Genomic DNA, 11,877 nt, shown 5'->3' with positions numbered 1-11,877 from the left:
AGTGACAGATGGAAAAAGCCAGAATAAGCATAAGGCAGCTGTTTGTCATGATCATCATTTTTGAACTGGGCAGCTCCTTATTGATTACACCCGGATCGATGGCGGGCAGGGATGCTTGGATAGCAGTTCTATTAGGCTGTGCAGCCGGGCTGTTTCTTTTCTATTTGTATCAGGGCATTTATCAATGCTATCCGGAATCTTCACCGAAAGAATATATGGATGATATGCTCGGAACCAAGCTGAGCTGGCTGTTTTCATTTCTCTATATCTTGTACTTTGCCTATATTGCCGCAAGGGTGCTGCGTGACTTTGGAGAAATGCTGCTGACGTTTGCTTATCATGATACACCTATCATTATTGTAAATGCTTTATTAATGGTTGTAAGCATATATGCCGTAAGAAAAGGAATTGAAGTGCTCGCACGCGCGGCCGAACTGCTTTTCGGGGCCATGTATTTACTGGGCGCGCTCGGCCTCGTGCTGATTATTGTCTCAGGCACTATAGACCCGCACAATTTAAAGCCGGTTTTGGCAAACGGCATTTCTCCTGTCCTTCACTCTGTTTTCACACAGACCATGTACGTTCCATTTGGTGAAGTTGTTTTATTTGTGATGATTTTCCCTAACCTGAATGACAGAAAAAATGTGAAAAAAATGGGGATGATTGCCATGGCTATTAGCGGATTGGTTGTGGCGCTCACCGTGGCGATTAATATCAGCGTGCTTGATGTTGATCTTACACTCAGATCCCAGTTTCCGCTTTTAAGCACGATCCAGACAATCAAAGTCGAAGAATTTTTAGATCGGCTTGATGTCTTTTTTATGCTGGCGCTGATCATTGGCGGCTTCTTTAAGGTCAGTCTCTACTTATATGCCACTGTGGTGGGGACATCTACGCTCTTTAAGGAAAAGAATCCCTCCCAATTGGCTTATCCGATGGGATTGGGCATTTTAATCCTCTCTATTACGATTGCGACTAACTTTTCGGAGCACTTGAACGAAGGCCTGAAAGTGGTGCCGCTGTATATTCATTTGCCTTTTCAATTATTGTTTCCGCTCTTTCTGTTTATTCTGGCTGTTTGGAAAAAGAAGCGAAGAGAGAAGTCAAAAGAGGCAGGAACGAAAAAATGATAAAAAGAGCGGGGGGATGCAGCCGCCGCTCTTTTTATGTTCACTTCTATATAAAAGGGGGATATAGGTTGCGCCCCTGTCTGCACTGGCAGAGGCGCGTTTTGTTATACCACTGCGACGTTTTCCTTCACAGTAAAGCTTCCTCTTGAAAGTCTGATATTAATGTCGGATACTTTTGCAATTTGCTCATCGTGCGTCACCATAATGACGCATTTATCTTCCTTGTGCGCCAGATCTTGAAAGAGACGTACAATTTCTTTTGATGTGTCCTCATCAAGGTTTCCGGTCGGTTCATCGGCTACGATAAGATCCGTGTCACAGCAGAAAGCTCTTGTAATTGATACCCGCTGCTGCTGTCCGCCGCTCAGTGTGAGCACTTTTTGCCGGGCTTGTTTTTCGTTGATGCCGACCTTCTGCAGCATGTCAAGCGCATATGATTCTTTGTTCTTTTCTTTAGATCCTGTGATTTCCATAGCGGTTGTGACGTTCTGCAAAGCCGTCATATACGGAAGCAGGTTGTACGCCTGAAACACGATTGATACATATTGGTTTCTGAAATTGGTTAAGCCGATTTTAGAAACCGCTTTTCCGTCGTAAAGGATGTTTCCTTCTTTTGGTGCGTCAAGTCCGCCTGCCAGAGACAGGAAAGTGGTTTTCCCTGTCCCTGATGTGCCAACAATGGTGTAGAATTTTCCTTTTTGAAAGCTGATGTTAATATCCTGAAACAACGGCTGGCTCTTGTCTTTATACCAGTAGCCGACTTGTTGAAATTCTAATAAGCTCATAGGTTCCGCCTCTTTCTATTCCTGTTTTGTCAATATCGTTTTCGGATGAAGCCGCAGTACTGAAATGGACGGCAGCAATGTTGCAATGATTGCGATCAGGATGCCGATCCCGCCAAGAACAAGCATGTCGTTCATAGAAACCGCGACGTTCAGTGAATCGATAACGTCCGCGTTTGATGAACTGTGGCCGAACATTCCGCCACCCATGCCGCCACCGCCGCCAGGCATTTGTCCGTTTTGCCCGCTTGCAGTTTGCGTTGAATCGGTTGATGAACTGATCTGCTGGGATAAAAGCTGATTTCCAAGCTGATTTGCGACGAGATTTCCAGTCACCGATGCAAGGCCGATGGCGATAACGGCCACGATCAGAATCTCAGTCAAGAACTGTCCAATCAATTTCCACCGTTTTTCACCGATGGCCATTAACACACCCATTTCGTATTTGCGCTCCCTGATCGACATCATGACAATCAGGCCGAGAATGACAGCCCCTGCCACTGATACAAGATACACCACGTTTTTAGAGAAAGAAGCTACATTTTCAATCGGGCCGACCATTTGCTGGTACAACTGATCGTTTGTATTCAGTGTGTACGTATCGAAGTCAATGGATGTTTTCTTCGCTGCTTTTACGAAAGCATCCATATTTTTCGCATCGTCCATATAGTAAACGGCTGAGTCAATCGTATTTTGATAGTCGTCGCCTTTCAGCGCCGCTGTTGCTGTGTAAGGTGTATAAAGCTTGTTATAAGGATTTAAGAAAGAGAAATTTTGGGCTTGGTCATCGCCTGAAGATGTTGTTTTATAAATACCGACGATCTTCAGCTTTACTGTTGTATCCTCATCTGTTGCTGATTCAATTGTGATCGAATCGCCAACGCTTAAATCATTTTCTTCCGCTAATGTTTCGTTGATCACTGTTACTTTTTTGCCGACATCTGATTTTGTAATAGCGCGTCCGTCAGTGATTTTTGAATCCCCGTCAGAGAAATCATCAACTAATGCTGTGCTGATGACACCTTCAATCGAAAGATCGGCTTGCACCATTTGCGGTCCGCCTTGTCCGCCGCCTTGGCTGTTTTTAGCATTTGAGTTTGAACTGCTTGAGCTGGAATCGCTTGAACTGGAGCTTGAGCTCTCAATCGCATCAAAGTTCCCCGCGTTGGCTGAAGCTGATGTGATGAAATTGTAGCTCTTCACATGATCGAGTGCTGCAAGCTTATTTGCATCAGACACTTTGATCGGTGTTGATTCGAAGCTGCGTTTTTCACCGCTGTCCTGCTGTTTTTCCATTTGCTTTTGGCGGTCAACCTGTAGTGTCACGCTTCCGCCTAGCTCCTGTCTGGCCAGTTCGCTTGATTTTTGTGCTGCCGACTGGATGGTGAGGCCTGATAGAACAAAGACACATATGACTGTAAACACAAATAATTGCAATAACGTTTTTCCCTTTTTAGCCTTCATATTCCAAAAGGCCCGTTTGATAAAGTTCATTTATGTTCCTCCGTATAGGTATTGTTATTGATAAGGCCGCCTCTGGGGCGGTCTTGCTTGTTGATAAATTAATAGTAGTCCAAAGGTATGAAAAAAATATGAACAATCTATTTCTAGTTGATGAAATAAAAACTAACAATTGCGAAACGCAAAACCTTCTGTTTAAAATGGTGCTATTATATAAAAAAGCATCAAAACAACCGGAGGATATAATGAAAATATTAATGATAGAAGATAATGTTAGTGTCTGTACGATGACGGAGATGTTCTTTTTTAAGGAAGGTTTTGAAGCGGAATTTGTTCATGACGGATTAGAGGGATACCAGCGTTTTACGGAAGAAAATTGGGATCTGATCATTTTGGATATCATGCTTCCATCTATGGACGGCGTGACCATTTGCAGAAAAATAAGAGAGACAAGCACGGTGCCGATTATCATGCTGACTGCCAAAGACACTGAATCAGATCAGGTCATCGGTTTTGAGATGGGGGCGGATGATTATGTCACGAAGCCGTTCAGCCCGCTGACATTGGTTGCCCGCATCAAAGCCGTCATCAGAAGATACAAGGCGACAGGCAAAGCGGTTGTTGATGAAGATATGATCGAATCGGAATGCTTTACAATTAATAAGAAGACGAGAGAAGTCTTTTTGAACGGAGAGCCTGTAGAAAATCTCACGCCGAAGGAATTCGATCTGCTTTACTACCTTGTCCAAAATCCGCGTCAGGTGTTCTCCAGAGAACAGCTGCTTGAACAGGTATGGGGCTATCAATTTTATGGAGATGAGCGGACGGTTGACGTTCATATCAAACGGCTGCGGAAAAAGCTTGCCAGCGAAGACAAGCCTTTCCTATATACCGTGTGGGGAGTAGGGTATAAATTTGATGAAGATTAAATATTTATACCAGCTGCTGCTGAGCCATATCAGCATTTTGATTTTAGCGTTTGTCATTATCATTTCGCTATTTTCTCACTTTGTGAAAGATTTTGCCTATCAAAATAAAGTAGAGGAACTGACGTCATATGCGGTTCAGATCGCGAATGAATTCCAAGCAGGCCAGGTTGATATGCGCAGGCTCTATCCTTATCAGGACATTTTAAGCACAAGAAAGACTCAGTTTATCATCTTCAATGAAAAGCAGCAGCCTTATTTTCTTCCTGAAGGCTTTCATCATCAGCCAAGGGAACAGCTGAAGAAATCAGAATGGAACAAGCTGAAAAAAGGGCAGACTGTCATGATCAGGGCAGATGGCCGTTTTGATGATGAAGTGTCTCTTGTGGCGCAGCCTATATTTGTTCAGAACGAGTTTAAAGGCGCCGTTCTGCTGATTTCTCCAATCAGCGGCGTTGAACAGATGGTCAATCAGGTCAACCTCTATATGTTTTACGCTGTAATCAGCACGCTCGTCATTACGATTCTTGTGAGCTGGCTCCTATCCAAATTCCATGTCAAACGGATTCAAAAGCTGAGAGAAGCGACAGATAAAGTGGCTTCCGGCGATTATGACATCCACTTGGAAAACAGCTACAGGGATGAAATCGGCGTACTGGCGTCCGACTTTAATATTATGGCGAAAAAGTTAAAGCAATCGAGGGATGAAATCGATCGCCTTGAGAAGCGGAGAAGGCAGTTTATCGCTGACGTGTCACATGAATTAAAAACTCCGCTGACGACGATCAACGGTTTGGTTGAAGGGCTGAACAGCCATACGATTCCTGAGGATAAGAAGGATAAGTGCTTCTCGCTGATCAGTGAGGAAACGAAGCGCATGCTGCGGCTCGTAAAAGAAAATCTGGATTATGAAAAAATCAGGTCTCAGCAAATTACCTTGAACAAGCTGGATGTTCCGCTGATCGAGGTGTTTGAAATCGTGAAAGAGCACTTAGAGCAGCAGGCGGAAGAAAAACAAAACAGGCTGATGATTCAGGTAGAGGATCACGTGATCGTTCATGCCGATTACGACAGGCTCATTCAAATACTCGTCAACATTACGAAAAACAGCATCCAATTTACGCAAAACGGTGACATTTGGCTGCGCGGAATAGAAGGTTATAAAGAGACGATTATTGAAATTGAAGATACGGGGATCGGCATTTCAAAAGAGGATATTGAGCATATTTGGGAGCGGTTCTATAAAGCAGATATTTCAAGAACGAACACGGCATACGGTGAATATGGACTCGGTCTCTCGATCGTCAAGCAGCTCGTTGAAATGCATCGGGGCACAGTAGAGATCAAGAGTGAAGAAGGGAAAGGCACAAAATTTATCATCCGCCTTCCCTTAACGGCAAAGCAGCAATAGCATACAGGGCGGCAGCATCATCAGATGAGCCGCCTTTTTTGCACACCGCTTCGGTTTATTGCGTGCTCCCGAAAACAAAGATTGCGTGTTTTTCGGGTTAGGACAGTCTATAAACATGATAAAATATGACATAAACAGTTTTTGATGGGAGAGGGTGAAGGAATGAAGAGCGGGGTAATTCCTTCTTCAGCGGTCGGTCAAAAAATTAACGAGTGGTACAAATATATCCGGACATTCAGCGTGCCGGATGCCGAAGTGTTAAAAGCTGAAATCCAGCAGGAACTGAAACACATGCAGCATGATTCCAACTTGCTGCTTTATTATTCACTAATGGAATTCCGGCACCAGCTTATGCTGGATTATCTTGAGCCGTTAGAAAAATTAAATATCGAAGACCAGCCAAGCCTGTCTGAATTATCACGAAACATTGACAGCAATCAGGCAGATCTTAAAGGGCTGCTCGACTATTACGTGAATTTTTTCCGCGGGATGTATGAGTTTGATAAGCGGGAATTTATTTCTGCCATTACATACTATAAACAGGCGGAGAAAAAACTTTCCTTTGTCGCAGACCATATTGAACGGGCTGAATTCTACTTTAAAATCGCGGAAGCTTATTATTATATGAAGCAAACGTATTTTTCATTGATTAATATCAAAAATGCCTATGAAATTTACGTGGAGCAGGAAACCTATAATGTGAGAATCATTCAATGCCATTTCGTGTTCGGGGTTAACCTGATGGATGAGAGAAATTTCGAACAAGCCGCACGCCATTTCAAATTGGCGCTCAATATGGCCCAAGCGGAACAAAAAGCCCAGCTGGTCGGAAGAGCATACTACAATCTCGGATTATGCTATTACAATCAAGATATTCTTGACCCTGCCATTGAGTACTTTGAAAAAGCGGTCTCCACGTTTGAAAGCAGCAGGATCATCAATTCTCTGCCGCAAGCCTATTTTTTAATCACCCTGATTTATTATAAACAGGGAAAACATGATAAAGCTTCGGAATATCACAAGCGGGGCTATGAATATGCTAAAGAAACAGACGATGCAGACTATGCCGTAAAATTCGAGTTTTTGCAATCCCTATATCAGGATCAGCCCAGTGAAGAAGGAATCGAACGATGTTTTCAATACCTAAAAAATAAAAATATGTACGCTGATATAGAGGATTTAGCCCTAGAAGTAGCAAAATATTACTATGAACAGAAGTGGTTTAAACTGTCTGCTTCCTACTTTCTACAAGTTGAAGAGGCAAGAAAACAAATACAAAGGAGTGAAGGTTTGTATGAAATTGAAATCTAAGTTGTTTGTTATTTGTTTAGCCGCAGCCGCGATTTTTACAGCGGCTGGCGTTTCTGCTCATGCGGAAGCACTCGACTTTCATGTGACGGAAAGAGGAATGACGTAAGAACCAGCCCCTTCTCTTTGGTGAGAAGGGGTTTTTCTTTTCAAAAAAACACCGCAAGACATAGTCTTGCGGCGCCCCCGCAGAGACGGTCAGCAGCTTAGTAGCCGCCAACAAACGCAGTCCCTACGATAATTAAAAGAATGAACAATACAACGATTAAAGCGAAAGAACTGATGCCGTAACCGCCGCCAGTAGAGTATCCTGACATAAGGTTTCACCTCCCTATGAAGGATACTATAAGATATGCTGAGCCGATCTGTTTGGCAGGGATAATAGTGGACAAGAGAAAAAAATGAACAATTCGGCTATATGAAAAATAGCGGGCGCTGCGGCCCGCTATTTATGTACGATTAAGAGATCAGCACGCCCGCGAAAAATTCCTGGTATAACGCTTGAACGGCTTTTCTTTCTTCGGCTTCTTTTACGCCAAACATCATGCTCACTTCAGATGATCCCTGATTGATCATTTCGATATTCACCTTAGCCTCTGATAATGCTTTGGCGGCTCTTGCTGTTGTACCGACATTGTGGCGCATCGCTTCTCCTACAACCATAATCAGTGCGAGATGATGCTCGACAATGACTTCGTCGGCATGCAAATCCTTTTCGATCCGTTTGATCACGCTGCGTTCAGTGGCGGCATCCATTTGACCCTCCCGCAAGATGATGGTCATGTCATCAATTCCCGATGGAACATGCTCATACGTCAATCCGTGCTCCTCCAGGATTTGAAGGGCTTTGCGGCCAAATCCGATTTCTCTGTTCATTAAATACTTGCTGATATAAATGCTGCAAAAACCGGTATCGCTGGCAATGCCGACGACAGGCCCGTTCGTGTTATCCCGCTTGCTTACGACGCGGGTGCCTCCGGCTGAGGGGTTGTTCGTATTTTTGATCTGAACAGGAATCCCCGCTCTAAATGCCGGAATGAGCGCTTCATCATGAAACACTGAAAAACCGGCGTAAGACAGCTCCCGCATCTCTCTGTATGTCAGCTCACTGATTTCCTTTGGATTTTCAACGAAGGACGGATTGACAGAATACACAGCGTCCACGTCTGTAAAGTTTTCGTACAAATCAGCTTGAAGTCCGTTGGCAAGAATCGAGCCGGTAATATCAGAACCGCTCCGTGAGAATGTGATCACATCGCCATCCTTGCTGAATCCGAAAAAACCGGGAAAAATAATGAGTCCGTCACGTTCCCGAAGACGATAGAGGTTTTGATAGGATTCAGGAAGAACTTGCGCGTTGCCGGGTTCATTTGTCACAAAAAGGCCGGCATCCTTCGGGTTGACATATTCCGCTTTGACGCCTTTATAGCGGAAATAAGCGGCGATCAGCTTGGCGTTGTTATCCTCCCCGCTGGCCTTAACTGCGTCAAGATATTGCTCGGGATTGCTTTTGTCTCCTTCTAAAAGCGTAAACAAATCATCTCTGATTTTATCGATAATGCTTTGCCCCAGCTGAAGCTCATTGGCGATGAGAGCGTACCGTTCCACAACCGCTTCCGCCAGTTCAGGTGCGCTGCCTGATGCCAAATATTGTTCCGCACATGCGATTAAGAGATCAGTCACTTTCGTATCCTCGGCATAGCGTTTTCCCGGAGCTGAAACGACTACAGCTTTCCGTGCCGGATCTGAGGTAACGATGTGAAACACCTTGTCAAGCTGAGCGCCTGAAGCAAGTGAGCTGCCTCCGAATTTAACGACCTTCATGTTTACATCTCCTAATGTTTAAAATTTTCACACAAATTTAGTATTTATTATCTCTCTTTCAGTCCTGTAAATCAAGGGATAATTTCTCCCCAGAAAGAACATTTGTATTTTCCACGAGGAATGATGTCAGGTTTGCTGACCGTAAACAGGCGTTCAAAAGATAAATATGGTAAACAGCCTAACGTTTTGGGATGGAAAATGGTTAGAATGATTAGTAAAATTGATAAATGACCAGGTTAATATTTTTAAAGAATATTGACTAACCATAGAAAAATGGTAATATGTAAATGATAATGATAATCAATTACTATATGGCCATATTGTTTTGAGTCCTTGCGGAGTAGGAGATACGTTCTTTTTGCTGTAAGGATGTAAGGAGGCAGCATGAAGCTACGTTATTTATTTATTCTACTTATCATATTAGCCGTCACATCTGTATTTATCGGCGTAGAAGATCTGTCGCCGCTTGATCTTTTCGATTTAAGCAAACAAGAGGCGTCAACGCTGTTTGCAAGCCGTTTGCCGCGATTAATCAGTATTGTCATCGCGGGCTTAAGCATGAGCATCTGCGGCTTGATTATGCAGCAGATCAGCAGAAACAAATTCGTGTCACCGACGACGGCGGGCACGATGGATTGGGCTCGGCTCGGCATTTTAATTTCCTTGCTGCTGTTTACATCCGCCAGTCCTTTAATCAAAATGCTGGTCGCGTTTGTCTTTGCCCTAGCAGGCAACTTCCTGTTTATGAAAATCCTTGAAAGAATCAAGTTTAACGACACCATCTTTATTCCGCTTGTCGGTTTAATGCTCGGGAATATCGTCAGTTCAATCGCGACTTTTATCGCGTATAAATATGACTTGATCCAGAACGTGTCATCATGGCTTCAGGGAGACTTCTCCTTAGTCGTGAAAGGGAGATACGAGCTTCTTTATCTGAGTATTCCGCTCGTTATCATTGCCTATGTGTATGCGGATAAATTCACATTGGCCGGTATGGGAGAAAGCTTTTCTGTCAATCTCGGCCTAAAGTACAAAAGGGTAGTGAACATCGGGCTCATTATCGTGTCCCTGATCACGTCTCTTGTCATTTTGACTGTCGGTATGCTGCCGTTTCTCGGTTTAATCATCCCGAATATTGTATCGATTTACAGAGGAGACAATCTGAAGAGCAGCCTGCCGCATACTGCGCTATTGGGAGCGGTTTTTGTGCTGTTTTGCGATATATTGGGCAGAGTCATTATCTTCCCTTATGAAATCTCGATTGGCCTGATGGTCGGAATCATCGGCAGCGGCATTTTCCTGTTTATGCTGTTAAGGAGAAAAGCGTATGCGTAACCAGATGAAAATGGCGTTGCTCGTTGGTTTAGCCATTGTATGTATTGGCTTGTTTCTGTTTTATGACTTAGGCAATTGGGATTACACTCTGCCGAGACGAATCAAAAAGGTCGCCGCCATTGTGCTGACGGGGGGAGCGATTGCGTTTTCGACGATGATCTTTCAAACGATTACGAACAACCGCATCCTGACGCCGGGCATCTTGGGCCTCGATTCTCTCTACATGCTGATTCAGACCGGCATTATCTTTCTGTTCGGTTCTGCGAATATGGTCATTATGAATAAAAACATCAACTTTATCATCTCTATTCTTCTGATGATACTGTTTTCTCTTGTTTTATATCAGATCATGTTCAAGGGTGAGGGGAGAAATATCTTTTTCCTTCTGCTTATCGGTATCGTGTTTGGCACGCTGTTCAGCAGCCTGTCTTCCTTTATGCAGATGCTGATTGATCCGAATGAGTTCCAAGTGGTGCAGGACAAGATGTTTGCCAGCTTTAACAACATCAATACAGATTTGTTATGGCTCGCGTTCATCATCTTCCTGCTGACAGGCGCTTATGTCTGGCGTTTTACAAAGTTTTTCGATGTGCTGTCGCTCGGACGCGAGCACGCCGTGAATTTGGGCATTGACTACGACAAAGTGGTGAAGCAGATGCTGATCGTGGTTGCGATTTTGGTTTCTGTGTCAACAGCGCTAGTCGGGCCGATTATGTTTTTAGGCCTTCTTGTCGTCAACCTGGCGAGAGAATTCCTGAAAACCTATAAGCATTCATACTTAATCGCAGGCTCCGTTTTCATCAGCATCATTGCGCTGGTCGGAGGGCAGTTTGTGGTTGAGAAAGTGTTTACCTTCTCAACGACGCTGAGCGTCATTATTAATTTTGCCGGCGGGATTTATTTTATCTACTTGCTGTTAAAGGAGAATAAATCATGGTAGAGGTCAAAAATGTAAGCAAACAATATGGCGGGAAAGTTGTCCTTGAAGAGACGTCAGTCACGATTCAAAAGGGCAAAATCACCTCGTTTATCGGTCCTAACGGCGCCGGCAAAAGTACGCTGCTGTCTATCATGAGCCGCCTGATCAAAAAGGATTCCGGCGAGATTTACATAGACGGACAAGAGATTGGATCATGCGACAGCAAAGAGCTTGCCAAGAAAATGAGCATTTTGAAGCAGGCGAACCAAATCAATATCAGGCTCACGATCAAAGACCTCGTCAGTTTTGGCAGGTTTCCGTACTCACAGGGCCGGCTGACTGAGGAAGACTGGGTTCATATCAACCAGGCGCTCAGCTATATGAAGCTGGAAGACATTCAGGACAAATACCTCGACCAGCTAAGCGGCGGACAATGCCAAAGGGCATTTATCGCCATGGTCATTGCCCAGGACACCGATTATATCTTTCTGGATGAGCCGCTGAACAATCTGGATATGAAACATTCAGTTGAAATTATGAAACTGCTGAAACGGCTGGTAAAGGAGCTTGGAAAAACGATCGTCATCGTCATTCACGATATCAATTTTGCTTCTGTCTATTCGGACTATATCGTAGCTTTGAAAAACGGCCGCATCGTAAAAGAGGGGCCGCCTGAAGAAATAATAGAAACCTCTGTGCTTGAGGAAATCTACGATATGACCATCCCGATTCAGACGATTGATCATCAAAGAATAGGTGTCTATTTTTCTTAATATATAGA

12 protein-coding genes are annotated in these 11,877 nt (G+C 44.0%); 8 read left to right on the top strand and 4 right to left on the bottom strand.

Features of this window, described 5'->3' with window-relative positions; all coding sequences use genetic code 11:
- The first annotated feature begins 8 nt into the window (after positions 1-8).
- A complete protein-coding gene (gerKB, locus tag NZD81_RS17835) occupies positions 9-1,130 on the top strand; it encodes an endospore germination permease GerKB (protein WP_014662765.1) in 1,122 nt (373 codons plus the stop codon).
- Positions 1,131-1,234: 104 nt separating this feature from the next.
- Here the strand turns inward: gerKB and NZD81_RS17830 are convergent, their stop codons facing one another.
- Together NZD81_RS17830 and NZD81_RS17825 are read right to left on the bottom strand one after the other, a co-directional pair.
- Positions 1,235-1,915 (bottom strand): ABC transporter ATP-binding protein, encoded by a 681-nt coding sequence (locus NZD81_RS17830; RefSeq protein WP_014662766.1) that lies wholly within the window; start codon positions 1,913-1,915, stop codon positions 1,235-1,237.
- Positions 1,916-1,930: 15 nt separating this feature from the next.
- Positions 1,931-3,406, bottom strand: a complete 1,476-nt coding sequence (locus NZD81_RS17825; protein ID WP_282373967.1) for an ABC transporter permease — start codon at positions 3,404-3,406, stop codon at positions 1,931-1,933.
- A gap of 212 nt (positions 3,407-3,618) precedes the next feature.
- Between NZD81_RS17825 and yclJ the strand changes: the two genes are divergently transcribed.
- From yclJ to phrC, 4 genes are all read left to right on the top strand, one after another.
- On the top strand, positions 3,619-4,302 hold the full coding sequence (gene yclJ, locus NZD81_RS17820; protein ID WP_041521471.1) for a two-component system response regulator YclJ: 684 nt from the start codon (positions 3,619-3,621) through the stop codon (positions 4,300-4,302).
- On the top strand, positions 4,289-5,710 hold the full coding sequence (gene yclK, locus NZD81_RS17815; protein ID WP_103031555.1) for a two-component system sensor histidine kinase YclK: 1,422 nt from the start codon (positions 4,289-4,291) through the stop codon (positions 5,708-5,710). The genes yclJ and yclK overlap by 14 nt, the downstream gene beginning before the upstream one ends.
- Before the next feature lie 162 nt (positions 5,711-5,872).
- A complete protein-coding gene (gene rapC, locus NZD81_RS17810; RefSeq protein WP_014662770.1) occupies positions 5,873-7,021 on the top strand; it encodes a response regulator aspartate phosphatase RapC in 1,149 nt (382 codons plus the stop codon).
- On the top strand, positions 7,005-7,127 hold the full coding sequence (phrC, locus tag NZD81_RS17805) for a phosphatase RapC inhibitor PhrC (RefSeq protein WP_014662771.1): 123 nt from the start codon (positions 7,005-7,007) through the stop codon (positions 7,125-7,127). The genes rapC and phrC overlap by 17 nt, the downstream gene beginning before the upstream one ends.
- A 97-nt stretch (positions 7,128-7,224) precedes the next feature.
- Here phrC and NZD81_RS17800 read toward each other — a convergent pair whose 3' ends face one another.
- Both NZD81_RS17800 and NZD81_RS17795 read right to left on the bottom strand, forming a co-directional pair.
- Positions 7,225-7,335, bottom strand: a complete 111-nt coding sequence (locus NZD81_RS17800) for a YjcZ family sporulation protein (protein WP_040084173.1) — start codon at positions 7,333-7,335, stop codon at positions 7,225-7,227.
- A 142-nt stretch (positions 7,336-7,477) separates the two neighbouring features.
- Positions 7,478-8,842: an aspartate kinase gene (locus NZD81_RS17795; RefSeq protein WP_014662772.1), complete on the bottom strand. Its 1,365-nt coding sequence runs from the start codon at positions 8,840-8,842 to the stop codon at positions 7,478-7,480.
- A gap of 384 nt (positions 8,843-9,226) precedes the next feature.
- Between NZD81_RS17795 and yclN the strand changes: the two genes are divergently transcribed.
- The 3 genes from yclN to yclP are packed head-to-tail and all read left to right on the top strand — an operon-like array spanning position 9,227 to position 11,869.
- Positions 9,227-10,177, top strand: a complete 951-nt coding sequence (yclN, locus tag NZD81_RS17790) for a petrobactin ABC transporter permease YclN (protein WP_014662773.1) — start codon at positions 9,227-9,229, stop codon at positions 10,175-10,177.
- Positions 10,170-11,117 (top strand): petrobactin ABC transporter permease YclO, encoded by a 948-nt coding sequence (gene yclO / locus NZD81_RS17785; RefSeq protein ID WP_282373968.1) that lies wholly within the window; start codon positions 10,170-10,172, stop codon positions 11,115-11,117. Before yclN ends, yclO begins: the two co-directional genes overlap by 8 nt.
- Positions 11,111-11,869 (top strand): petrobactin ABC transporter ATP-binding protein YclP, encoded by a 759-nt coding sequence (gene yclP, locus NZD81_RS17780; protein ID WP_014662775.1) that lies wholly within the window; start codon positions 11,111-11,113, stop codon positions 11,867-11,869. Before yclO ends, yclP begins: the two co-directional genes overlap by 7 nt.
- The last annotated feature ends 8 nt before the right edge of the window (positions 11,870-11,877 follow it).

Source organism: Bacillus sp. B.PNR1, assembly GCF_030386235.1.
GTDB lineage: Bacteria > Bacillota > Bacilli > Bacillales > Bacillaceae > Bacillus > Bacillus stercoris.
Note: the sequence above shows the minus strand (reverse complement) of the source record. Positions and strands in the feature narration are given on the sequence as shown.